Raw genomic sequence first — 24,847 nt, forward strand, 5'->3', positions numbered from 1 at the left:
GTGGCAAGTGTCGCAGGCAACGGACAGGACGCTGACGCAGAGAGTCAAGGAGCATGCCAGGCAACACGGGGCCGATCTCGTCGGTGTGGCCAGTATGGACCGCTTCGAGGGAGCCCCGAAGCAGATGGATCCGAGGTACATCTTCCCCGACGCGAAGGCCGTGCTCGTCTTCGGCTTCCGCATCCCCAGGGGCACCCTTCGCGGTATCGAAGAGGGCACCTTCTTCTACGTCTACTCCAGCCTGGGCTACGCCGGCATCAACGTGGTGCAGCAGCCCGTCCTCCTTTGGAGCGTAGCCGCCTTCCTGGAGGACGAAGGCTGGGAAGCCGTGCCCATCCCCAACCACCTCGACTGGGAAAACACCGGGAAGCACGGCAAGGACCCGGTGGTCCACGCCCGAGTCAACGAGGCCTGGAGCCGGCCCGTCTCTGCGGACAAGCCTGCGCCTGATGTCTTCATCCATCTGCGCATCGCCGCCTTCTGCGCCGGACTGGGCGAGATAGGATACAGCAAGCTCCTCCTCACCCCGGAGTTCGGGCCTCGGCAGAGGTTGGCCGCCATGCTCACTGACGCCCCCCTGGAGCCCGATCCTCTCTTCGAGGGCGAGCTGTGCGATCGCTGTATGCTGTGCGTGCGCGACTGCACCGGCAGAGCCATCAGCCCCTCGGAGACAATCAAAGTGACCGTGGCCGGGCGGCAGCTGGAGTGGGGCAGGCTCGACCACTACCAGTGCAGCCGCTACTTCTGCGGCGCCAGCAGGGAGCACAACCCGTTCATGGTCAGCGCCGAGGACGAGCGGGGGTTCACCCAGGAGGTCTCCCAGGCTCAGCAGTACAAGCTCACCCCTGCCTACGGCTACGGGCGGGCACTCGAGGGAGCGCGAGGGTGCATCAGAGCCTGCATGGTGCACCTGGAGGAGACCGGCAAGCTGAACCGTAGCTTCCACAACCGGTTCCGTAGCCGTGAGCCGTGGAGGCTGGAGCGGTGAAGCTCTCGGTCGGGTATCGGTTGCCTGCCGACGAGGAAGACGACTGGATCGCCTCCATCGTGGCCGGGCACCGCCAGTCGGTGGCTGAGGCCTACTTCGCCTGCGAAGGCATGGCGAGCGGGCGGGCGCCCGTCGGATGGCGCGGCGGTGAGGTCGACCGGACGGGCCAGGGCGGAGCTCAAGTGGACTGCAATTGCTACCAGCCTCTGATTGAGATGTTGCAGGAGGCGGATCCCGATCTGACTGTGGAGCCAAGCTGGGGGCCCGGTGGTGCCGTCGAAGGCCAGGCCAAGCTGCCCTGGGTCTGAGCTTCATGAGGAGCCGAGCTCACACTGCCCTGTACGTTGGAAGCCAATCCCTCAGGGGCGGAGGAGAATCCGAATGGCCGCACTGACCGACAAGGCGTTCACCCAGAGAGTCAAGGAATACGCCAAGCTTCAGGGAGCCGACCTGGTCGGCGTCGCCTCCATGGACCGCTTCGAAGGAGCACCGAAGCAGATGGACCCCCGCTACATCTTCCCTGACGCCAAGGCCATGATGGTCTTCGGCTTTAGGATACCCAGGGGTGCTCTGCGGGGGATAGAGGAAGGCACCTTGTTTCATGCCTACTCGAGCATGGGATACATGGGTATCAACTTCGTGCGACAACCAGTGGTGATATGGAGCATAACGAACTATCTGGAGGATGAGGGATACGAAGCCGTACCTCTTCCTAACTTCGCCTTCGAGTGGAGCAGCCTGGTTCTTCACACGGGTGAGCAGCGGCCGGCGGTGAGGCATCATGTCTACCCCTACCAGCCGCATACGGGCTCGGGTCGCGCCCCGTGGAGCATCCCTGTGGACGCGAACAAGCCGGCGCCGGACGTGTTTGTCCACTATCGGATCGCCGCTGTAGCCGCTGGGCTTGGTGAGATCGGCTATAGTCACCTCTTCCTGAGTCCCGAGTTTGGTCCCAGGCAGAGACTGGCCTGCTTGCTCACCGATGCGCCTCTCGAACCCGACCCCTTGTACGAAGGGCAGATCTGCGATCGCTGCATGCTCTGCGCTCGCGACTGCACCGGCAACGCCATAAGCACCACGGAGACCGAGAAGGTGGTCGTTGCCGGCAAGGAGTGCGAGTGGGGCAAGTTCGACATCGAAAGGTGCTGGAAGGCTTTCCAGGACCCGCCACCCGAGTACAACCCCTTCCTCGGCGATCCATCGCCGACCTACTGGGGAGGAAGGGCACTGGAGGGCGCCAGGGGCTGTATCCGCGCCTGCATGGTACACCTCGAGGAGACCGGGAGGCTGACCAAGCCGTTCCGCAAACCGTTCCGAACTAGGAGGCCTTGGAGAATCGACCAATGAGGTTTTCGGTCGGGTACCAACTACCCCTCGCGGACGATCAGCCCACGATAGTGGACTTGGTCCGGCTCTACCGCCAGTCCATAGCCGAAGTCTACTTCGCTTGGGTGGGCATGGCGAGCGGGCGGGCCAGGGTAGGACACTACGACGGCGACGTTGACTGGGGCAGTCAGCACCAGATCGAGGCCGACTTGACCCGCCTATCCGATATGGGCGTGGGCCTGAGCCTCCTTCTGAATGCCAACTGCTACGGCGGCCTGGCTGTGTCCACCGCCCTGGCCAATGAGGTGAGCTCATTGGTGCGACACCTGCTGTCGTTTGCTCACATTGCCGTCGTCACTACCACGTCGCCCTTCGTCGCCCACGTCATCAAGCAGAGCTGGCCCGAGATTGACGTGAGAGCCTCCGTCAACATGCGAATCGGCACCGTGGAGGGCATGCAGTACCTCAGCGACCTGTTCGATAGCTTCTGTGTCCTGCGAGACGACAACCGAGACCTCGACAGGCTGGGTGAACTGAAGGAGTGGGCTGACCAGAACGGCAAGAGGCTGACCATCCTTGCCAACAGCGGCTGCCTGTACGCTTGCTCTGGGCAGACCTACCACGACAACCTGGTGGCCCACGAGGCGGAGGTGAGTCGCACCGTCAACGGGAGCGACTGGAACCCAGTGACTTGCTGGCGATACTACGCCGAATCCGGCCATTGGGTCTCCTGGATGAAGAGCACCTGGATTCGGCCGGAGGACGTGGCTAGCTACGAGCCGTACGTCTCACAGGTGAAGCTGGCGACGCGCATGCACAGCAGCCCGGGCAAGGTCATTGATGCTTACGCGAGGGGCAAGTTCCACGGCAATCTGATGGACCTGATGGAGCCCTCACATTCCCTGCTGCTTCATCCGTGCATTGTCGCCAATGATCGCTTCCCAGCCGATTGGTTCGAGCGGACCTCCGCCTGCCACAGGCAATGCCGGACTTGCAGCTACTGCGAGGAAGTCTTGGCCCGAGTGTTGGTACGTGAAGATGCGCTTCTGCCGAGGAGCGCACGGAGAGGAAACGGCCCGCTGGCGGCAGCCGTGGAGACCCCCGCGGCGGGGCCCGAAGGGGGGTGAGCAGTACACCGCCCGAACGGTCGATACGTCGGCAGCGTAGCAGTGAACGAAAGGAGGTGATCGGTACACGATGCAGTAGACGGATTCGCCGGTAGCGTAGCAGTAAAGGAGGAACACGATGGTTGCGGAAGCCATCAGCGTCTCGCGTCGGCGCCTGCTCAAGCAGGCCATGGTGGGCGGTATTAGTGTGTTTGTGGCCGCCTGCGTCCCCGCTACTCCCGCCCCGGCGCCCGCCACCGCCCCACCGGAAGAGGTGGCTCCAACCAGGGCACCGGCCACAGTGAGGTTCCTCACTCAGGGCGGCGCCCAGGTGGCGTTCGATCGCTACGAACCGCTGATCGAGATGTTCCAGGAGGCAAATCCCGACCTGACTGTGGAACCGATCTGGGAACCCGGTGGTGCCATCGAAGTCCAGACCAAGCTCCTTACCCTCATCGCCGCCGGCGATGCGCCTGACGTCTACTGGGCGCATACCTATACCAACGCCGGTCAGGCCAAGCGGGACATCCAGATGGACATCCAGCCCATGGTCGAGGCAGACCCGTCGGTCAACCCCGAGGACTTCCTGGCCGGCGCATGGGCGGACTTCAATGTGGCCGGCAAGCAGATCGGCATCCCTCGAGAGACCACCAGCACCGTCCTCATCTACAACAAGGCCCTGTTCGAGGAACTCGGCCTGCCTCTGCCCACCGACAACTGGACCTGGAGCGACTTCCTGCTGGCCGCCCAGGCCATGACCACGGGGGAAGGTGCGGAGCGAGTCTACGGCACCGCGGACTGGAACCTGAACCGCAACACCTGGATCAAGATGTGGCAGAAGGGTGGCGACGTCGTCAACCAGGACCGCACTCAGTTCACCATGAACCAGGAGCCCAGCGTCTCCCAGGTAGCACTGATCCAGGACTGGCACCACGACCCCCAGATCCACATCCCCGGCGTGGAGAAGGGGGGCTTCTCCACCGGCGATCTGTTCACCACCGGCCGCATCGGCATGTTCCCCCAGTTCTCGGTATTCGATAACGTCATGCCCTCCGAGTTCGAGTGGGACATCGCCCACCTGCCCCGGGACGCTGATGATGTGCAGACCACCAGAGTGGCCTCTGCTGGCCACAGCATGTACTCTGGAACCAAGCAGCCCCAGGCAGCCTGGCAGTGGATGTCGTTCCTAACCACAGAGGAGGCGTTCTGGCACTGGGTCGCCACTGGCCTGAAAGTGCCCTCTCGCATCTCGGTGGCCCAGGACCCGAAGTTCCTCGATCCCACCCAGCCGCCTGAGCACGCCCAGATCATGATTGACGCCTTCGCCTACGGCCGTCCCGAGCCTGTGGCCGGGGACTGGATCGGCGTACACCGCGAGATCCAGGCGGCATTGGACTCCATCTACGGCATCGAGAAGCCCGACGTGCAGGCCTCGCTGGACGCCATCGCTGAACGGGTCAACGAACTGATCGCCTTCGTGCCAGGCGAGTAGGAAGAGGTAGCAGCTTGCACCTTCGGAACAGGCGTCTCCATCTGGAGTGGGACGACACCACCGGCAACCTCCTGCGGCTGGTGGATGTCCGGAGCGGCCACAACTTCGCCAGCGAGCGAGCAGGTGGCTCTTCCCTGTGGCACCTGCAGCTGGACGAAGGGCCACCCATCAGTGCCGAGGACGCATCTACCTTCGAGTGGCAGGCTCTACCGGGCGCCCGTAAGGAAGGCATACTGATGCGGTGGCGGGGGTTCGACGCCCGAGGCCAGCAAGACCTCCAGGCTGAGGCCACCGTTACGCTAGACGACGATGGCCTCAGCCGCTGGCGGCTGAGCCTGCGTGGCTTGCAGGCTGAGCTTCGAGCCGTGCACTTCCCTCGGGCGCCCGATCTACAGCGCGCCGCCGGCCAGGAAGTACTAGCCTTGCCGGTCGGCAGTGGGCGTCTGATCCGGGAACCGCGCCAGGATGGTCGGTGCTCCAGAGGCTGGACGCTGTTCTACCCGGGCCCGCTTACCATGCAGTGCATGGGACTGTACAGCACGAGCGGGCCCGGGCTCTACCTGGCTTGCGAGGACGGGGCGGGCTACAGCAAGGCTTTCGTCTGGGATGGCAACAGCGATCAAGCCACACTGGGATGGGCTGTGCTGCACTTCCCTTCCCTGCCCCTGGAACCTGGCGGCCAATACGTCATGCCCTACGACGCCGTGATTGGCACCTTCGAGGGCGACTGGCTCACCGTGGCAGAGATCTACCGCGCCTGGGCCCTGGAACAGGCCTGGGCCAGGAACAGCCGGCTGCGCCAGGGAGCGGTCCCCGCTTGGCTGCGGGAGACCGTCCTATGGGCCTGGAACCGGGGCACCTCTCACGAAGTGGTGCCCGGGGCGCTGGCCCTGAAACGCGCTAGCGGTGTGCCCACCAACCTGCTCTGGCACTGGTGGCACAACTGCCCCTACGACGTCGGCTTCCCTGAGTACCTCCCGCCTCGCGAAGGCGCTGATTCCTTTCGCCAGGCCGTAGTTGAGCTGCAACGAAGCGGCGTCCACGCCTTCCCTTATGTCAATGGCCGCCTATGGGGCCTTCGCACCGAGAGCTGGGTCTCCGAGGGCGCCGAACGGGGAGCGGCCATCGGGCCCGATGGGAGCATCTACGAGGAAGTCTACAACACCTTCACCGGTGCGCCCATGGCCCCCATGTGCGTGGCCCACTCCCTCTGGCAGGACAAGATCCGCTTTCTCCTGGGGGCACTGGCCAACGACCTCGGCTCTCCCGGCATCTACCTAGATCAGGCAGCCATCGCCCGTCCCGTTCCCTGCTTCAACGCGCGCCACGGCCACCCCCTCGGCGGAGGCAACCACTGGGTGCGCGGCTATCACCGCATGATGCAGGGGGTAAGAGAACATTTCGACGACGGTGCAGTAGCCGTTGCCACCGAGGGTTGTGCCGAACCGTACCTAGATGCCTTCGACGCCTTCCTGGTGCTTGACCCGAGCATCGAGCGCTACTCGGCGACGCACTCGGCGTGCAGTCACTGGGAGGCCATCCCCTTGTTCAGCGCCGTATACCACGGCCATGCCCTGGCCTTCGGGAGTTACAGCTCCCTCACCGAGCCCCCTTACGACGAGAAGTGGCCGCAGGAGACCGCTCCTTCGGAGAGGCTAAAGTTGCTCGACCGCAAGTTCAGTGCGCAGCTTCGGGTGGAACTGGCGCGCCAGCTCGTCTGGGGAAGCCAACTGATGGTGGCCAACCTTCGTCCCGAGCATTGGGAGCAGCGGCCCGAGGAGTTGGCGTTCGTCAGCCAACTAGCCCGACTGGCCCATGCCGCGCCGATGTTCCTGCGCGACGGCACCTTGGTGCGGGCGCCACACTGCGACGTCCCCTGGCTTAGGTTGCCCTTCATCACCCTGTCCATCTACGAGCGATCGGCAGCCGAAGTGGTGCACGAGCGCGGGGTGCCTGCGGCCATAGCCGCCGCCTGGCAGGCCCCCGACGGCTCTGTGGCGCTGATCATGGTGAACATCAGCGACGAGCCGGTAGGTCTAGATGTGCCGCTGGATCCTGCCCAGCAATGGGGCCTGGCGGGCCGCTGGCAGGCGGCAATCCATGGCGCCGAGGGCACAGAAGCCGTTTCCGGGCCCTTCCGCGGCTTCACTGACCTCGAGGTGCTTCTCCCGCCGCACTCGGCCCGGATGATCGAGGTCCGCTCGGCAGGCGGAATGGGGGCGTCGTGAGCCTGCGCGCGCTGGTGAGCGGGTGGCGCAGCAGACGCGGTGGTCTGTTGTGGGCCGAGACGAGGGATGCCTACCTGTTCCTTCTGCCCTGGATCGCGGGCTTCGTCCTCTTCACCGCCGGGCCCATGATCGCCTCGCTATACATCTCCTTCACCAAGTGGGAGATCGTCACCCCGTCGGTGTGGGTCGGGTTGGCGAACTACGCCAGGCTGATCCGCGACGACCGTTTCTTCCTATCTCTGTACAACACGGCCTTCTACGTGTTCCTCGGCGTGCCTCTGCACCTGTTCCTGGCCCTGCTGGCGGCGCTCGCGGTGAACCTAGACTTGCGCGGCATACGCATCTTCCGCACTTTGTATTACGTGCCCTCCATCACCCCTGCAGTCGCCAACTCCATCCTGTGGTTGTGGATCTTCCATCCGCAGTGGGGTCTGGCCAACGGTCTGTTGCAAAGCGTCGGCCTCAAGGGGCTCTACTGGCTCCAGGATCCTAAGCTGGCCAAGCCTTCATTCATCATCATGAGCTTCTGGACCATCGGGGGCCAGATGGTCATTCTGCTTGCCGGCCTAAAGGGCATCCCCCAGAGCTTCTACGAGGCAGCCCAGATAGACGGGGCCAACACGCGCCAGCGGTTCTGGAAGATAACCTTGCCTCTGCTTACTCCTGCTCTGTTCTTCAACCTGATCATGGCCATAATAGGCGCCTTCCAGGTCTTCACTCAGGCTTACATCATGACCGAGGGCGGACCGAACTACGCTACCCTCTTCTACGTGCTCTACCTGTACCGCATGGCCTTCGAGAACTTCCGGATGGGGTACGCCTCCGCCATGGCCTGGGTGCTATTCACCATCATCCTCCTCTTCACCCTGCTGCAGTTCCGCATCTCGGACCGATGGGTCTTCTATGAGAGCAGCTTGCGAGCGTAGGCGGGCGCTCCTGTCGCGCTGTGCACCTGGAGAGAGCAGCACATGGTCACCAAGGGCAACGCGAGCCTAGAGACGACCCAACTGGCGAGACCCATTGTTGACTGGGGCCTAGCAGCCAAGCGGATCCGCCGGGCGCTGCGGGCCGCCTTCTGGTACGCGGTGCTCAGCTTCTTCGCCGTGGTGCTGGCCATGCCGCTTGCCTGGCTCGTTTCCACTTCCCTGAAGACGGGAGCGCAGACGTTCGTCATGCCTCCCAAGTGGATACCGGAGCCCATTGTCTGGGATAACTACTCGGCCGCCTTCCGGGCAGTCCCGTTTCACCGCTACTTCTGGAATACCATCCAGATCGTGGTGTTCGCCACCCTGGGCACTCTCGTCACAGCGTCTATGGCCGCGTTCGCCTTCGCCAGGCTGCGGTTCCCCGGGCGCAGCTTCCTCTTCGGGCTGGTACTCTCAACCATCATGCTCCCCAACGTCATCACCCTGATTCCCACCTTCATCGTCTTCCGCGCCTTGAAGTGGATCAACACTCTCCTGCCGCTCATCGTCCCCTCGTGGCTAGGCGGCGGCGCTTTCAACATCTTCCTGATTCGCCAGTTCTTCATGACTCTCCCCTACGATCTGGACGAGTCGGCCCGCATAGACGGGGCGAGCAACTTCCGCATCTACTCCAGCATCCTCCTGCCCCTCTCCAAGCCAGTCGTAGCCACCGTGGCCATCTTCTCCTTCATCCATCACTGGAACGACTTCTTCCTGCCCCTGATCTATCTGCAAGACACGAAGAAGTGGACCATGGCCATCGGTCTACAAGGTTTCAAGGACCTCTACTCCACCAGCTGGAACCTAATGATGGCCGCTTCGACGGCGATGATCCTGCCTCTGCTGGTGCTCTTTTTCCTGGCCCAGCACTACTTCGTGGGCGGCATCCATCTCACCGGGATCGCCGGGAGGTAGCGCCCGGGCCACCTGGTGGGGCGACTGGCCGCGCCAGCCCGGACATGCGTACCGACAGCGTCGCCCCGGCGACGTAGTGCCAAGCCCCGCAGCCATCGAGACACCCGAAAGGAGAGGACATGGACGTCAAGACCGGCATCGAGGTACTCCGGGACGAAGGCTACCGTCGGCTGAAGGGCCGGCGCGTGGGCCTGATGACTAACCAGAGCGCTGTAGACCGACAGCTCAGAGGCACCCTCCAGCTTATGTGGGCAGACCGTGCTGTGGACCTGGTCGCGCTCTTCGCGCCCGAACACGGACTGTCGGCTGCCGCCCCCGATGCAGCCGGCGTGGTTACCGGCAAGGACCGGCTCACCGGGCTGCCAGTCCATAGCCTATACGGCGAGACCTACCGCCCCACGGCCGACATGCTGGACGGCCTGGACGCCATCGTCTGCGACGTCCAGGACGTGGGCGTGCGCTACTACACCTATCCCTCGACCATCTCCTACATCATGGAGGCAGCCGGCGAACACGGAGTATCCGTGGTGATCCTCGATCGCCCCAATCCCCTGGGAGGGGAGGAAGTCTGGGGTCCGACTCTGGAGCCGCATCTGTCGTCATTCGTGGGGCGATTCCCAGTGCCGGTGCAGCATGGGCTGACCCTGGGCGAGCTTTCCCTCATGATCAACGCGACCTGGAACCCCCACCCCGCGGAAGTATCGGTGGTGCCCTGCGAGGGCTGGCGTCGCTCTATGCGCTGGGACGACACCGGGCTCGCCTGGGCGCCTGCTTCTCCCGCCCTGGCTCATCTCAGCGCTGTGTGCCAGTACCCCGGGTCCTGCCTCATCGAGGGCACAACCCTGTCCGAGGGTCGCGGCACCCCGCTGCCATTCGAGGTCGTCGGGGCTCCCTGGCTGGACGGAACGCTGCTGGCCGAGCGCCTGAATGAGCAGGGCTGGCCCGGGGTGCGATTCCGTGCCCATAGCTTCCTCCCTACCGCCAGCAAGTGGAACGGTCAGTACTGCCACGGCGTGCAGGCGCATGCCACCGACCGGCAGGCGCTGCGTCCACTGGAAACATGGCTGGGAGTCATCGGCACTATCCGCTCGCTCTATCCGGAGCCGTTCGCGTGGCTGCCCCCCTTCCAGGAAGGTGTGGAACCAAGCTCCCAGCACTTCGACCGTCTCATTGGCTCAGAGCGGACCCGCAAGCAGATTGACGCTGGCGCCTCGCTGGATGAGATCACCGAGGGCTGGGACGAGTTCTGCCGCTCATTCCGCCAGCAGGGGCAGCCCTTCCTGCTGTACCCGTGACTCCGCCCTGGCTCTAGACATCGCTTGGAGCGACGAGGGGCAACCTCCACAACATATCGCGGATACAACATATCGCGGATACGCGACGGGCACCCGGCCGCTCCAGGAGTGCGTGGCGAAGGGTGGCCGTTCGAGTGGGGGCTGCACCGCGGGAGGTGCAGCCCCCACTCCAGCCAGCCAGCAAGGAGCGCAGTTCGTCGGTGTACCCCTGTGCCATCAGAACCGGTTGACACTCCGGAATCTCGCGTGCTAGCATCCCTTTGTCCGAGCGCGAGTTCAGGCCCGAAAGCGTGCTGGTCTCGGGCTAGGGTTTGCCTAATCCAGGAGCACAGCATGTAGCATTTCGACATCACCGTGGAGGGTGCAGTGGCAGTCCAGTTGGTCATCCGCCTCCTTGGGATGATAGCCTTCGGCGTGCTGGGCTGGCAGTTCGGCATCTTCCTCGCCGGCAATAGCGAAGACGCGCTCCCTGACGTTCTGGCACTGGCACTGCTATCATCAGGGTTCGGAGTGGTCATCACCCCCTGGCTCACCATTCGCCCGTACAGGTGGCTGCGCGATACCCTTCGCTCTATGCCGGCGGAAGAGCTCGTCTCTGCCATCATCGGCCTCATCACCGGCCTCATCCTGGCATCCCTGCTCTCGATCCCTTTGAGCCTGTTGCCATCTCCGCTACGCGAAGGCATTACCCTGGCGGAGACCTTCACCCTGTGCTACGCCGGCGTGGCCGTCATGCTCATGCGCCGGCGAGAGCTGAGTCGTCTCATCAGATACGGGCGTCCCCGGCCTGGTGCGGACGAGCCGGAGCGCGAGACATCGGGCAACGGCCGCGACCAGAGCGTCCTGCTCGATACAAGCGCCATCATCGACGGTCGCATCGCCGACATCACCCGCACCGGGTTCATCTTCGGCACCATCGTGGTCCCTCGCTTCGTCCTCAACGAGCTCCAGCGCATCGCCGACTCACCCGACCCCCTTCGCCGGAACCGCGGCCGCCGAGGACTCGACATGCTCAGCAAGCTGCAGAAGGAGTCAGTGACGCCTGTCCGCATCGTGGACTACGAGGTGGATGGGCCCGAGAGTGTGGACGAGCGGTTGGTCACGCTGGCCAAGCAAAGCCGTTGGCCGGTCATCACCAACGACATCAACCTCAACCGGGTGGCGCAGCTTCAGGGCGTCACCGTCCTCAACATCAACGAGCTGGCCAATGCGGTCAAGACGGTCCTGCTTCCGGGCGAGACGGTGAGGGTGCGAATCATCCAGGAAGGCAAGGAGCCCGGGCAAGGGGTCGGCTACCTGGATGACGGCACCATGGTGGTAGTGGAGAACGGCCGCCGGCATCTCAACCACACCCTAGAAGTGGTGGTCACCAAGGTCCTGCAGACGGCTGCCGGCAGGATGATCTTCGCCCAGTTGCCCTGATAGCGAATAGGTTATAGGTTACAGGGGATAGGGAACAGGGAACGCGCCGCCGGCGCCAGCGGGCGGGACGCTTGCCGGCGTAGCCGGTGCGTCTGGAGCTTGCATCCCTAGAACCTATACCTTCTAACCTATAACCTGCAATCAGTGGTTGGCCAGGGACATATGAGTGCTGCCTACCTTCTTGCCAAGCGCATACGCTCTTTCCCCTCCTTGCCCCCCTGCTACTGTCTCGAGGGATGCGGCTCCTAGGGCGCTGCATCCCCTGTCTCGCTGGGTACTACGTCTCCCGTCCATCAGTCCGCATCGCCTGATGCCCGCTTCGGCCGGCCCACTGGCGGTGCGGCCAACAACCCCAGTCGGAGGCAACATGAGCTTCCTTCACCGGATGCGAGAAGACATCGAGACAGTGTTCGATCGCGACCCGGCGGCCGTGAGCCTGCTGGAGGTCCTGCTCACCTACCCCGGCCTTCACGCCCTTTGGCTCCACCGCGTGGCCCACCGCCTCTGGGAGTGGAAGGTGCCGATAGTACCGCGGCTGCTCTCCCATCTGTCGCGGTTCCTCACCGGCGTGGAAATCCACCCTGGGGCCACCATCGGCAGGCGGTTCTTCATAGACCACGGCATGGGTGTGGTCATCGGGGAGACAACCGAGATAGGTAGCGACGTGACTCTCTACCAGGGCGTGACCCTGGGAGGAACGGGCAAGGACCGGAGTAAGCGCCACCCCACCCTGGGCGATGGCGTGCTCGTGGGAGCAGGTGCCGTAGTGCTCGGTCCCGTCACCATCGGCCAAGGCGCCAGGATAGGTGCTGGAGCGGTGGTGCTCCGAGATGCGCCACCCCACAGCACCGTTGTGGGGGTGCCGGGACGTGTGATAGCCTACTCCCAGACCGACGAAGCCTGTAGAGACCGGCCGTCGAGCCCCGAGAGCCACAACCTTGGGGGAATCGAGCAGAGGATCGGAGAGCTGACGGCTCGCGTGGAGCGCCTCGAGGCGAGCCTAGGCGAGCTCTCGGGCCAGCCACTTGGCCTGGTCGGCAAGCGAGGATGACAATGGCACTGGAAGTCTTCAATACTATGGGCCGCAGAAAGGAGGTGTTCCAGCCCCTGCGCGAGGGCTTCGTGGGCATCTACGTCTGCGGCCCAACGGTGTACGACCACGCCCACATCGGGCACGCCAAATCCTACGTCTCCTTCGACGTCATAGTGCGGTACCTGAGGCATCTCGGGTATCGGGTACGTTACGTGCAGAACATCACCGACGTGGGCCACCTCACCGACGACGCCGATGAGGGCGAGGACAAGATCGTGCGCCGGGCTGCCGCTGAGCGGGTCGAGCCCATGGAGCTGGTCGAGACCTACGTCCGAAGCTACTTCGAGGACATGGATGCCTTGGGGAACGCCCGCCCCGACATCTCGCCGCGGGCCAGCGCCCACATCCCCGAGCAGATAGAGCTGGTTCAGGAGTTGCTCGACCGGGGATACGCCTACGAGGTCAAGGGCTCGGTCTACTTCTCGGTGGAGAAGTTCCCTGACTACGGCAAGCTCTCCGGCCGGCGCATAGAGGATCTGATGGAAGGCGCCCGGGTGGAGGTCAACCCCGACAAGCGCAACCCTCTGGACTTCGCCCTGTGGAAGAAGGCAGAGCCGGGTCACATCCTGCGCTGGCGCAGCCCCTGGGGCTGGGGCTTCCCCGGCTGGCACCTGGAGTGCTCTGCCATGGGCACCAAGTACCTGGGCCAACCCTTCGACATCCACGGTGGTGGGCTAGAGAACCAGTTCCCCCACCACGAGTCCGAGATCGCCCAGAGCGAGGCAGCTCGCGGCGTTCCCTTGGCCCGCTACTGGCTGCACAACAACATGGTCACCGTGGGCGGACAGAAGATGGGCAAGTCCTTGGGCAACGCCATCTACCTCAAGGACCTGTTCCGTCGCTATGACCCGCTGGTGGTGCGCTACTTCATCCTCAACAGCCACTATCGCTCCCCCCTGGACTTCACGGACGAGGCCCTCTCCGCTGCCGAGCGCGGGCTGCAGCGCCTCCATAACGGCGTCCGCGCCCTTCGGAGTGCCCTCGCTCGCGCTGAGGACGGCTCGTTGGCCGAAGGGGTGCGCCAGATCGTGGACAGCACTCGCTCGGCTTTCACGGCGGCTATGGACGACGACTTCAATACCGCCGCTGCCCTGGCTGCCCTCTTCGACCTCGCCCGCGCCGCCAATGGCCTCCTATCCCAGCGTTCGCTGAGCCGAGAGGAGTTGCAGGCTCTCGATGCCGTGTTCCGCGAGCTCGGTGGGCAGGTGCTGGGCATCGTGCCCGACAAACTACCAGAGGAATCCGGTGCCGGCCTGGAGGCGGAGTTGATCCGGCTGCTCATAGAACTGCGCCAGGAGTTCCGGGCCGACCGGCAGTGGGACAAGGCCGACGCCATCCGCGACCGGCTGTCAGCCCTGGGAGTGCAGCTGGAAGACAAGCCGGAGGGGACCACCTACCGGCTCGTCGCCGCCGGATGACCGAGCTTCTCTACGGCCGCCAGTGCGTCCGCGAAGCTCTCATCGCCGGGAGGCGGCGAGTTCATCGCGTCCTCCTCGCGGACGGCCTCAAGCCGGCTCCCATTCTCAACGACATACTCAATGCGGCGGAGGAGCTAGGGATACCCCTGAACCGGGTGCCCCGCCAGGACCTCGCCCGCCTGGCCGAGGGGCACCAAGGCGTAGTAGCCGAGGCAAGCGGGTTCCCCTACGCCGACTTCGAGGTGGAGTTGGACTCCGTGCGCCGCCGCCGAGACGGCATGGTCCTGGCTCTGGACCTGCTCCAGGATCCTCAGAACTTCGGCTCGCTCCTGCGCTCGGCCGAGGCCGCCGGAGTGGACCTAGTGCTGGTCCAGGAGCGGCGGCAGGTGGGAGTGACCCCTGCCGTCAGCCACGCCTCGGCCGGTGCTGCGGAACACCTGAACGTGGCCGCAGTGGTGAACCTCCGGCGAGCCCTGCAGCAACTGCAGCAGGCAGGGTTCTTCGTCTACGGGCTAGAGCCGAGCCCCACCAGCCGGCCCTACTACACGGCCGATCTCACCGGACGAGTGTCCCTGGTAGTGGGGAGCGAGGGCCAGGGGCTACGTCGCCTCACCCGGGAGACCTGCGACGAGCTCCTCGAGATTCCCATGCGAGGCAGGGTGGCTAGCCTCAACGCCGCAGTGGCGGGCTCCATCGTCCTGTTTGAGGCGCTGAGGCAGAGAACCGCGGCCGCCCCCTAGAGAGCCCGGCTCCGCTGCCCCGCGGTCGGAGGGGGCCTGCCGACGGCGAGGCTTGGACGAGCCTGCTGGAGACCCCTTGCACGCCTGCCACTTCCTCGCGGACAGACAAGGCCAACTGCGGGAGAAGGTCCTCTCTGGGCTCGAGGCGCACCCTGGGCGTGCCCGCTCCCCGAAAGCACAAGAGGAGTGCGCGCGCCTACGCGCGCCATGCCTCCAAGTACACAGCGCACCCTGGGCGTGCCCGCTCCCCGAAAGCACAAGAGGAGTGCGCGCGCCCACGCGCGCCATGCCTCCAAGTACACAGCGTGCCCTGGGGGTACCCACTCCTCGAAAGCACAAGAGGAGTGCGCTCGCCCACGCGCGCCATGCCTCCAAGTACACAGCGTGCCCCGGGAGTGCCCGCTCCTCGAAAGCACAAGAGGAGTGCGCGCGCCTACGAGCGCCATGCCTCCAAGTACACAGCGTGCCCCGGGAGTGCCCGCTCCTCGAAAGCACAAGAGGAGTGCGCGCGCCCACGCGCGCCATGCCTCCAAGTACACAGCGTGCCCTGGGGGTACCCCATTTCTCGGGGGAGATGGCCTCAAGTCTGCCACGATGCCATGGCCCTGCTTCCGTAGGCGGCTCCCCGGCCAGAGCGAAGGGAGCGGCTCCGCGGGCTCCATTCCCGGAGCCTTCTTGGGTACACCGATGGGCCTCGGCGATGCCACCGCCAAGCAGTTACCCGGTCGTTATGTTGCGCAACTGAAGGATTGGCTGCATAATACTGGCATCTGTCCGGCAACTGGGCTATGGCGAAGGAGTGCGGTGCGCCGACGCGAGGAGCCGGTGTGGGGACCGCAGCCTCGGTGGGCGCCCCAGCCGCCCGTCGCCCATAGGGGGCCTGAACCCGTGTCCCCCTCCCGACCGCCTCGCGGAATGACCAGGCGGGCTGCGCATTCTTTGACATCGGCAACCCGAGGCGCAATACTACGGTAGACGAGTCGTTCTTCGTTCCGTGGGCTTGTCCCCGCCGACCATCGCTACGGAGTACTCATCGAGGCGCGGAGCCGTAGGGCGCTGAGCCCGGCGGGCACCCGAGCCAGGCTGTTCAGCGAGATGAATGATCAGCCGCTTCGGGTCACGAGCGACGCTGCAGGGATGCTTTCGATCCTTATGCGAGGTAGAGGAGATGGCGACGGCACAGCAGGAGAGAGATCTGCTCATCGAGGTAAACAACCTCAAGACCTACTTCTTCCTAGATGAGGGGACCGTACGGGCGATCGACGGGGTGCAGTTCGACATCAAACGCGGCCAGACGCTCGGCGTGGTGGGTGAGAGCGGTTGCGGCAAGAGCGTGACTGGTCAGTCCATCCTCAGGATCGTGCCCAGCCCCGGACGGATCGTCGAAGGCAGCATCCTGTTCCACCGCTACACCGGCGGCAACGGCTCCAGCAAGACCGAGAGCGTCATAGATTTGACCAAGCTCGATCCTATGGGAGATGAGATTCGCGCCATTCGCGGCGCCGAGATCGCCCTCATCTTCCAGGAGCCCATGACCTCCTTCTCCCCGGTGCACACCATCGGCAACCAGATCATGGAGGCCATCCTCCTGCACCAAGACGTGACCAAGGAAGAGGCTAGGGAAATCGCGGTGGACATGCTGCGCCACTGCGGCCTTCCTCGTGCCGACGACGTCATCGACCGATACCCCTGGGAGCTCTCCGGCGGCATGCGCCAGCGCTCAATGATCGCTATGGCTCTCTCCTGCCAGCCTAGCCTGCTCATCGCGGACGAGCCCACCACCGCTCTGGACGTCACCACGGAAGCCCAGATTCTGGCGCTGATGCGGGGGCTCCAGGAAGAGATGGGGATGGCCATCATGTACATCACCCACAACCTCGGGGTGATCGCCGAGATGGCGGAGGAAGTGATCGTCATGTATCTGGGCAAAGTGGTGGAGCGGGCCAGCGTGGACGCCGTGTTTCACGATCCCAGACACCCGTACACTCGCGCCCTGCTGCGCTCGATCCCCAAGATTGGGCGGCGCAGCCGCCAGAAACTGGATACCATCAGGGGGATGGTGCCCGACCCGTACAACATTCCGCCGGGATGCACCTTCCACACCCGCTGCCCCAGCTACATGCCGGGCGTGTGCGACGTAACCGAGCCGAAGATGGTAGATGTGGGCGACGGACACCTCGTCAGCTGCCTGCTGTACAACGGCCAGTAAGGGGGAAAGAGAGGCGAAGATGGCTGAAGCACAGAGCAACGGCAACAGCAACAGGCCCATCTTGGAGGTGCGAAACCTCAGGAAACACTTTCCCATCGTCCGCGGGTTCATGCGCCGGGTGACCGGGTACGTCAAGGCCGTGGATGGCGTCACCTTCTCCGTCCCCGAGGCCAAGACCCTGGGCCTCGTGGGAGAGAGTGGCTGCGGCAAGACTACCACCGGACGCTGCATCCTCCGCGCCGTCGAGCCCACCAGCGGCGAGGTGATCTTCCACGATCAGGACCTGGGTCCGGTTGACGTGGCCCGGGCCGACAAGGACACCGTGCGTCAGTTGCGCCGCAACATGCAGATGATCTTCCAGGACCCGTACTCCTCCCTCAACCCCCGCATGACCCTCCTGGATATCGTGGGAGAGCCCCTCGTGGTCAACAAGGTGGCCAGGGGCTCTGAGCTCGAAGACCGAGTGGCTGAGCTGCTGCGGCTGGTCGGCCTTCGGCCGGAGTACATGCGTCGCTACCCGCACGCCTTCAGCGGCGGCCAGCGCCAGAGAATCGGGATCGCCCGCGCCCTGGCCCTCAACCCTCAGCTCATCGTGTGCGACGAGCCCGTGTCTGCCCTCGACGTGTCCATCCAGGCTCAGACGCTGAACCTCCTGCAGGACTTACAGGAGCAGTTCAGCCTGTCGTACCTGTTCATCGCGCACGACCTCAGCGTAGTAGAGCACGTTAGCGACGCCGTAGCTGTCATGTACGTCGGCAAGCTAGTGGAGACCGCTGAGACAGAGGAGCTTTACGCCAACCCCCTCATGCCTTATACCGAGGCACTCCTTTCCGCCGTGCCCCGGCCCGACCCAAGAATGGAGAAGAACCGGATCATCCTGGAAGGTGAGGTGCCCGACCCGGCTAACCCACCTAGCGGATGCTACTTCCATCCGCGGTGCCGCTACGCTCAGGCGATCTGCTCCCAGGAGGAGCCCGCTCTGCGCGAGGTCAAGCCGGGGCACTTCGCCGCCTGCCACTTCGCTGAGGAGCTTTCTCTACGAGGAGTGGCCGAGCTGACCAGGTAACGGTTTTCCTGGAGCAACTATGGTCGTTACTATGGTTAGGAACATCGGCAAGTACTTGGCGATCTACGGCGGCTGGCTCATTAGCTGTGCCCTGGGCCTGCTGGCCTTGATGGTATCAAGGCAGGCAGTGATAGTGCTGGCGGTCGGCTTCGTGGACAAGTGGGCACGGTCGGCCCTCGTCAACTGGTCCACGCTCCTGATAGGCCTGGCATGGCTCATAGTGGCAATCTTCACCGAGACTTACTACCGCGAAGGCGCCAACCAGGGTCTCCTGCCCAGGAGGTTCGGCCGAGTCACTCTCATCGAGCTCGCGGTCGCCGCTGTGGCTGCCCTTGTCATCCAGTTCCTCGGCTGAGCTCCCGTTAACCGATCGTCGAAAGGGGGAAAGCACGGGCAGTGCCCGTGCTTTCCTGTCTGCGCGCCACCGGCCGTGGATGGGCTTTTCCTCGGCACGTCTGGGCGTTACTATGGCCGCAGGAAGCTCCGATAGGGGCAATCACTGCTGAGCACCAGTACGAGAGGTTCGCATGACTCCTTCACAGCGGGTTACCGCCGAAGGCATCCTCATGACGGACGAGTACCAGCTCACTATGGCGCAGCTCTACTACCGCATGGGGCTGCACGAGCGTCCGGCTCAGTTTGACCACTTCTTCCGCTCCTATCCCGACTACGGCGCCCACCAGGCCGGCTACTGCATCAACGCCGGCCTAGCCTGGCTTCTGGACTGGATGCGCGAGTCTCACTTCCGCGACGAGGACATCGAGTACCTCCGGTTGCAGCGCACGCGCTCCGGTTCTCCCCTCTTCGGCAACGACTTCCTCACTTGGCTCCGTGGGCATGGCTCATTCGAGGCCATCAGCATGGACGCCATCCCGGAAGGCCGGGTGGTACACCCCAACATGCCCCTTACCGTGGTCCGGGGCCCTCTAGCCCTGGCCCAGATCCTGGAGACTCCCCTGCTCAACCACCTCAACTACCAGACTCTGGTCGCCACCAAGGCGGCCCGAATGCGCGACAGCGCCAGAGGGCGGCCCATTCTGGAGTTCGGGCTCAGACGAGCCCATGACAAGGGCGCCAATGCTGGGGCCCGGGCCGCCCTGATCGGCGGCGCTGACTTCACCTCCAATACCGGGCTATCCCACGTCTTGGGCTACCCGCCCAGAGGGACCCACGCCCACAGCATGGTTCAGGCCTTCATGGCCCTAGGCGAGGGGGAATTGGGCGCCTTCCGGGCCTATGCCGACGTCTATCCGGATGACTGCCTCCTGCTGGTTGACACCATAGATACGCTGGAAAGCGGCGTGCCCAACGCTATCAAGGTCTTCGAAGAGCTCCGCCGCCGCGGCCACGAGCCCGTGGGAGTCCGGCTGGACTCGGGGGACCTGGCCTACCTGAGCGTGAAGACCGCTCAGATGCTGGATCGGGCTGGGTTTCCCAACACATCCATAGTCCTGTCGGGTGACCTGGACGAACTCCTGATCTGGCAGATCCTGCATCAGATCGAGGAGGAGTGCCGCCGCAACGGCGGCGATGCCGATGCTCTCATCGGCCGGCTCACGTTCGGGGTGGGCACCCGCCTCATAACCTCCGAGGGACAACCGGCGTTGGGTGGGGTGTACAAACTGGTGGCCATTGAAGACCGAGGGCGCTGGGTGCCGGCCATCAAAGTCTCTGATACGCCGGCCAAGGTGCCCAACCCGGGCCACAAGAGAGCCTGGCGGATCTACGACCAGCGAGGCAAGGCCACTGCCGACCTCCTGTCGCTCGCTGACGAGGACCCCCGGCAGATGGACCCCTTACTGCTTCGGCACCCAGTGGATCATACCGCGCACCGGACCCTTGCCTCCAACGACATCTCCGCCATCGAGCCCCTGCTGGTCGAGGTGCTCCGAGAAGGAGCACAGGTCTATGACATGCCCAGCATCGAGGCGATGCGCCAGGCGCGGACCGAGGACATGGCCCGCCTGGATGCGGGGGTGCGCCGGCTTATCAATCCTCACATCTACCACGTCTCTCTCACTCAGCGCCTCTGGGACTTGAAACAAGACCTGGTAGCGCGGGCAGTGGGCAGTAGGGCCGATCGCTCCCACCAGGGCAGGATCCTCTAGTCTAGCAGGTAGTAGACGTGCCGATCGGCAAAGTGCCCCTCTAGGATGGCGTTGGGCACCGGAGCCCGGTTCTCCCACACGTTGTGCTCGGCCCGATGGCGAGCGAATACTACCGGCTCAGAATCGAGGAAGGGGGACTGAAGGGCAAAGTAGCGGCCATACGCCTGCCAGGAATCCCCAGCGGGCACGAAGACCAGCGCTGGGGTGGCCAGAGGCGGAAGATCCGGACGATGCATGTTGTTGTGGCCCCGGTACGCGGGAAGGAGGCGCCAGTCCTCCCGCAGCGACAACCCGATGAAGGCGATCAGCGCCACGGCCAACAGCGTGTTGATCACACGGCGGCTCAGCCGCCCCGCTAGCCATTCGACAGCCACGGAGATGCCTTCGGCGGCCAGCATGAGAGGCACCCAGGACACCTCGTACCAGTAACGAGGGCCTAGGTAGACCCCTGGGTGGAAGTATAGAGCGTACGCCAGGGCCTGCGCCCCGAACAGCAAGAGCATCACCAGGGCCTCCCATCGGTGGCGCCCCAGGAAGGCTAGGGGCGCGGCCAGCAACAACGTCGCCCCCGGCCAGGCCACCAGCGTCTTTACCAACGCGTCGGCGTTGTCGCCCAGGTTGTCTATCGCGTCGTTCGTGCTGAACTCGCGTCCCCATTCCACCCCCCGCTCGCCGAAGCCGATGAAGTCCCAGCGGGAGTAGGCCTGGTGGGGGAATCGGAGTGGGTGCCCGGTGAGCGCCACGTTGTACCCCAGCCCCAGCAGGAAAAGCAGGCCCGCCGGGACCACCAGATGCGCCAGCCGGCTTAGCCTCCCCCTCCGGTCCACCGCCAAAGTCCGAAGGCCATCCACAACGGCCACCGCGCCGATAAGCGACACCGGCAGAACGTTGTACGGCCGGATGAGGAACAGGAGTCCGATCCCTACGCCCGCCAGGCGGTACCGACCCGCCATCACCTTCGGCGAGACCGGGGCTCGCGGCGTGAGGACGCCCAGCAAGAACGTGAGCGTGGCCACCAGCGCCGGGGCGTGACTCATGAGGCTGGCCGACATCAGCAAGGTGAAGGGACTGACCGCGAACGCCGACGTGGCCAGCAGCGCTGTCCGCCGGGAGAACAGCCTCTCCGCCAGGCGGTGGAGCAGAAGCACGCAGGCGGCTCCCAGCAACGGGTTGACCAGCCAGGGCACGCCCGCGGCCTCCCCGACGGCCATCAGCGCCGAAGTGCCCGGAGTGTACTTCCCATACCACTTGCCGTTGTTGACGATGAACTCGTGGTCGAAGAAGCCGCGCACACTCTCGGGCAAGGAGGGAAGGTAGAGACGCCCGGCCGCCAGCACCCGGGCTTGGAAGAGGTAAGCCACTTCGTCCTGGCAGTGAGGCATCCCCTCCAGGATGTCCGCCGCCGTGTAAGCCGATGCTCCCAGCACCAGAAGCGCCAGGGATAACACGATCGCCCGCTTACTCATCCTAACTCGCCGGCCAACTCCATCCACACCGTCTGTCCGAGCGCAGATCATAGCGAGGCCGAGGGAAGCCCACAACCGCCGGTGCTCAGGCGGCAGTCGTACGGGGCAGACCCGCGTAGGTGGTTCCTTCACAAGCTCTAGGGCTAGGCTCTTCGGCCGGCTGCGCGGCCAAGGCGATGGCGCTCAAGTCCCTCTCGAGCAGCCCGGGCCCCCAGGCGCATGGACACAGGGCACGCTCACGCGCGCACTCCTTCTTCCCGAGGAGTCCGCGCCCCCAGGCGCGGCCGGCGCATGGACACAGGGCACGGGCGGGCGCGCACTTCTCGAAGGAGGGCGTACCGGCGATCCAGCCGGGGCCCGCTCCCGCAGTCTGAGCGCCGGTGCTGCTCCAAATCCGTCCCCTTGATCCTGAGCTGTTACCGGCAGCCTACCTGGAGCAGAGATACAGTCGGCAGCCAGATGGGCAGGGGGAGGCACGGAGTCAGCCGGACAACGGAAGAGGCATCTGCATCGGGGGACGTCGGCCAGCCAGCAGCACGAAGGGAGCGCATGTCTCGGCTCGCATCCCCAAGCGCGCCAACTGGGTCAAATCGCGGATGGTAGCATGGCGGCGGGCCTCCAGCAGCCGCCGGGCGCCGGTGGGGCCGATCCCTGGCACCCGCACCAGAGCCTGCCGGCTGGCGGTGTTGACCTCCACCGGAAAGCGCTCCGGGTGCCTCAGCGCCCAGGCCAGCTTCGGGTCCATGCCACTTTCCAGATCCCCCTGGTCGTCGTACGGGATCTCATCGGCGGAGAAACCGTACTCCCGCAGCAGAGCATCCGCTTGATACAGGCGACGCTCCCGAGCTGGGGCCATGGGGGGCACATCCTGCAGAGGCGAATCGGGCACGGGCCGGAAGGGGCTGTAGTAGGCGCGGCGGAGCCCATAGCCCCGATAGAGCCCATCGGCGCAGGCCAGCAGCTCCCGATCGCTCTCCCCTGCCGACCCGGCCACGAACTGGGTGGTGGGGCCGGCAGGCGCGAACCCGGGGATGCGCGCCCTGAGTGCCCGCATCCGGTCCATCAGCCCCAGCAGCGCCCCGAAGTCCTTGTCGGGCGCGATCCGGCCGAGGCGAGCGGGGTTGGGTGCCTCCAGATTCACCGAGATGCGGTCCGCTATGAGGCCGGCGCGCTCTACCTGGTCGTCCGTGGCGCCAGGCATCACCTTCAGGTGCACATAGCCGGTGAACTGATAGCGGCCTCGCACGATCTCCACCGTGTCCAGTAGCCGATCCATGGTGCGCACCGAGTCGCCGCACAGGCCTGAACTGAGGAACAGGCCCTGAACCAGCCCGCTCCGCCGCATGTCGTCGAAGGATCGGGCCAGTTGGTCCGGACTCAGAGTGCACCGCCGCACGCGGGCACTGGCCCGGGTGGCGCAGTAGGCGCAGTCGTTCTGACAGGCGTTGCTGAGCAGGACCTTGAGTAGAGGCACGCGTCTCCCGCCCGCCGCGGCCCGAAAGACGGCGCCGGTCAGATCCGGCCCGGGGGAGCATGCCAGCTCAGCGGAGCTGGCCTCCACGCAGGCTGCTCCCACCAGCAGCTCCAGCTTCTCATCCACGCCCAGAGCCCGCACCATGACCCCAGTATAAGAACGTATGTTCTCACCGTCAAGAGGAGCACCGCAGGGGGAGACGCGGAGACACGGAGACACGGAGAGGGGGAGACTGGTCAGTCACTCCCGTCTCCGCGTCTCCCGGTCTCCGTGTCTCCCCCTCTCCCCGTCGCCGCGTCTCCCCTGCGCTCTCGGCGATGAGATCAGTACTCCCCGTACATGCGCGCGGCTTCGACCAAGGCGCGGATGTTCTCGTCCGGGGTATCCCGGCCACACTGGTCCCCGGTGGAGAGAATGAACCCGCCGCCATGTCCCGCCGCCTCTATCGCCTCCCTCGAGGCTCGCATCACTTCCTCGGGCGTCCCCCGGAGCATCACATCGGTGGTGTGCAGGTTGCCCATGAGAGCGATCCGGTCGCCGTAGGTGCGCTTGAGCTCGGCCAGGTCGCAGTCGCCCATAGGAGGGACTTCCAGGGGGTTGATGCAGTCCAGATCGGTCTCCTCAGCGCACCACCGCACCAGGTCCCGCTCTATCCCGCAGGAGTGCAGCATGGTGGGCACCCCGGCCTGCTTCGCCATGGCCGTTAGTGCCTTGATGGTGGGCAGGGAGAGCTCACGAGCAATCCGGGGCGACTGGAGGGTGATGGTGCCTGAGCCTCCCAGGAGCACGAAGTCGGGACGCTCCTGGAGGATCATCTCCATCTGCGTCACCGCCAATCGGTGGTGGAGCTGCCGCAGGGCCTCGATCAGGTCGTGTTTCTCATAGTACCAGTAGGCCAAGTCCGCCAGACTGCCCTTGAACAGCCCGTACCATGACTGGAACCCGGGGTAGCCCATCGCCACCCCGAAGATGCCCAGGTCGCCCCACTCCTCCCGCTGCTGGCGCAGCAGGGAGGGGTTGTACCCCAACGGCGGCGCCATCCACTTCTCCACCAGGTCCCACCTGGCCTCGAGGTCCTCGATGGGCTTCTCGGTGACGGTGGGCGGATCTCCCTCGTAGTACGTAGTGACCGATCGCCAGGGAAGCCGATCCAGCAGCCCCCTCACCATCACCACCCAGCGGCCATCTCCCTTCCGGATGTCTTCAATGGCCTGGTAACGCTCGCCCGGGTACTGGAACTGCATGTCTCCGTACGTGAACCAACCATCTATCCCGAAGTAGCGCACCGCCTCGGTGTAGGCCTGCCACAGGGGAGGCTGGCGGAAGTAGTACACCTCCCAGAAGGGCTTGCCCGTCAGCCGGCTGGGCACCATATTGGAGATGTCGGGCGTGGCCGGCACCCGGTCGGGCATGCCACCCGTCATGGCAATTAGCATCCGCTCGCGTGAAGTCATCTCACCATCCCATCCATAGGGGAGATCTCACCGCAGAGAGCGCAGAGAGAAGGGGAGGAGAAGAAGGGGCGAAGAGTCAATG

20 protein-coding genes are annotated in these 24,847 nt (G+C 64.8%); 17 read left to right on the forward strand and 3 right to left on the reverse strand.

The genetic code is table 11. From position 1 onward, the window contains the following. The first annotated feature begins 7 nt into the window (after positions 1 to 7). From HPY83_00415 to HPY83_00495, 17 genes are all read left to right on the forward strand, one after another. Positions 8 to 988 carry an epoxyqueuosine reductase gene (locus HPY83_00415; protein ID NPV06407.1) on the forward strand — a complete coding sequence of 327 codons (981 nt, stop codon included), beginning with the start codon at positions 8 to 10 and terminating at the stop codon, positions 986 to 988. Continuing rightward, a complete protein-coding gene (locus HPY83_00420) occupies positions 985 to 1,296 on the forward strand; it encodes a hypothetical protein (protein ID NPV06408.1) in 312 nt (103 codons plus the stop codon). Before HPY83_00415 ends, HPY83_00420 begins: the two co-directional genes overlap by 4 nt. A 73-nt stretch (positions 1,297 to 1,369) precedes the next feature. After that, entirely contained in the window at positions 1,370 to 2,335 is a 966-nt protein-coding gene (locus HPY83_00425; GenBank protein ID NPV06409.1) for an epoxyqueuosine reductase, read from the forward strand. Then, complete coding sequence (locus tag HPY83_00430) at positions 2,332 to 3,441, forward strand: hypothetical protein (GenBank protein ID NPV06410.1); 1,110 nt, start codon at positions 2,332 to 2,334, stop codon at positions 3,439 to 3,441. Before HPY83_00425 ends, HPY83_00430 begins: the two co-directional genes overlap by 4 nt. Before the next feature lie 118 nt (positions 3,442 to 3,559). After that, the gene (locus HPY83_00435) at positions 3,560 to 4,912 is read left to right on the forward strand and encodes a sugar ABC transporter substrate-binding protein (protein ID NPV06411.1); all 1,353 of its coding nucleotides are present in this window, start codon (positions 3,560 to 3,562) and stop codon (positions 4,910 to 4,912) included. A gap of 14 nt (positions 4,913 to 4,926) precedes the next feature. Beyond that, entirely contained in the window at positions 4,927 to 7,140 is a 2,214-nt protein-coding gene (locus tag HPY83_00440; GenBank protein ID NPV06412.1) for a hypothetical protein, read from the forward strand. Between the two features lie 125 nt (positions 7,141 to 7,265). Next, positions 7,266 to 8,066 carry a sugar ABC transporter permease gene (locus tag HPY83_00445; GenBank protein ID NPV06413.1) on the forward strand — a complete coding sequence of 267 codons (801 nt, stop codon included), beginning with the start codon at positions 7,266 to 7,268 and terminating at the stop codon, positions 8,064 to 8,066. A 42-nt stretch (positions 8,067 to 8,108) separates the two neighbouring features. Beyond that, positions 8,109 to 9,020, forward strand: a complete 912-nt coding sequence (locus tag HPY83_00450) for a carbohydrate ABC transporter permease (GenBank protein ID NPV06414.1) — start codon at positions 8,109 to 8,111, stop codon at positions 9,018 to 9,020. A 119-nt stretch (positions 9,021 to 9,139) separates the two neighbouring features. Continuing rightward, the gene (locus tag HPY83_00455; protein NPV06415.1) at positions 9,140 to 10,315 is read left to right on the forward strand and encodes a DUF1343 domain-containing protein; all 1,176 of its coding nucleotides are present in this window, start codon (positions 9,140 to 9,142) and stop codon (positions 10,313 to 10,315) included. A gap of 366 nt (positions 10,316 to 10,681) precedes the next feature. Further along, positions 10,682 to 11,737: a TRAM domain-containing protein gene (locus tag HPY83_00460; GenBank protein ID NPV06416.1), complete on the forward strand. Its 1,056-nt coding sequence runs from the start codon at positions 10,682 to 10,684 to the stop codon at positions 11,735 to 11,737. A 367-nt stretch (positions 11,738 to 12,104) separates the two neighbouring features. Beyond that, complete coding sequence (gene cysE / locus HPY83_00465) at positions 12,105 to 12,788, forward strand: serine O-acetyltransferase (GenBank protein NPV06417.1); 684 nt, start codon at positions 12,105 to 12,107, stop codon at positions 12,786 to 12,788. A gap of 2 nt (positions 12,789 to 12,790) precedes the next feature. After that, positions 12,791 to 14,248: a cysteine--tRNA ligase gene (locus tag HPY83_00470; GenBank protein ID NPV06418.1), complete on the forward strand. Its 1,458-nt coding sequence runs from the start codon at positions 12,791 to 12,793 to the stop codon at positions 14,246 to 14,248. Then, entirely contained in the window at positions 14,245 to 14,988 is a 744-nt protein-coding gene (gene rlmB / locus HPY83_00475) for a 23S rRNA (guanosine(2251)-2'-O)-methyltransferase RlmB (GenBank protein ID NPV06419.1), read from the forward strand. Before HPY83_00470 ends, rlmB begins: the two co-directional genes overlap by 4 nt. 1,168 nt (positions 14,989 to 16,156) lie before the next feature. Then, positions 16,157 to 17,197, forward strand: a complete 1,041-nt coding sequence (locus HPY83_00480) for an ABC transporter ATP-binding protein (GenBank protein ID NPV06420.1) — start codon at positions 16,157 to 16,159, stop codon at positions 17,195 to 17,197. A 19-nt stretch (positions 17,198 to 17,216) separates the two neighbouring features. Next, positions 17,217 to 18,263, forward strand: coding sequence for a dipeptide ABC transporter ATP-binding protein (locus tag HPY83_00485; protein ID NPV06421.1), 1,047 nt, complete (start codon positions 17,217 to 17,219; stop codon positions 18,261 to 18,263). 19 nt (positions 18,264 to 18,282) lie between these two features. Next, positions 18,283 to 18,618, forward strand: coding sequence for a hypothetical protein (locus tag HPY83_00490; GenBank protein ID NPV06422.1), 336 nt, complete (start codon positions 18,283 to 18,285; stop codon positions 18,616 to 18,618). A 172-nt stretch (positions 18,619 to 18,790) separates the two neighbouring features. After that, positions 18,791 to 20,371 (forward strand): nicotinate phosphoribosyltransferase, encoded by a 1,581-nt coding sequence (locus HPY83_00495; protein NPV06423.1) that lies wholly within the window; start codon positions 18,791 to 18,793, stop codon positions 20,369 to 20,371. Here HPY83_00495 and HPY83_00500 read toward each other — a convergent pair. The 3 genes from HPY83_00500 to HPY83_00510 all read right to left on the reverse strand — a co-directional run bounded on the left by HPY83_00500 (position 20,368) and on the right by HPY83_00510 (position 24,765). After that, positions 20,368 to 21,837, reverse strand: coding sequence for a hypothetical protein (locus tag HPY83_00500; GenBank protein NPV06424.1), 1,470 nt, complete (start codon positions 21,835 to 21,837; stop codon positions 20,368 to 20,370). The genes HPY83_00495 and HPY83_00500 overlap by 4 nt on opposite strands. Before the next feature lie 481 nt (positions 21,838 to 22,318). Further along, positions 22,319 to 23,452, reverse strand: a complete 1,134-nt coding sequence (locus HPY83_00505) for a radical SAM protein (protein NPV06425.1) — start codon at positions 23,450 to 23,452, stop codon at positions 22,319 to 22,321. Between the two features lie 182 nt (positions 23,453 to 23,634). After that, a complete protein-coding gene (locus tag HPY83_00510; protein ID NPV06426.1) occupies positions 23,635 to 24,765 on the reverse strand; it encodes a hypothetical protein in 1,131 nt (376 codons plus the stop codon). Positions 24,766 to 24,847: the final 82 nt, after the last annotated feature.

The sequence above is a fragment of the Anaerolineae bacterium genome, assembly GCA_013178015.1.
Classification (GTDB): domain Bacteria; phylum Chloroflexota; class Anaerolineae; order DRVO01; family DRVO01; genus Ch71.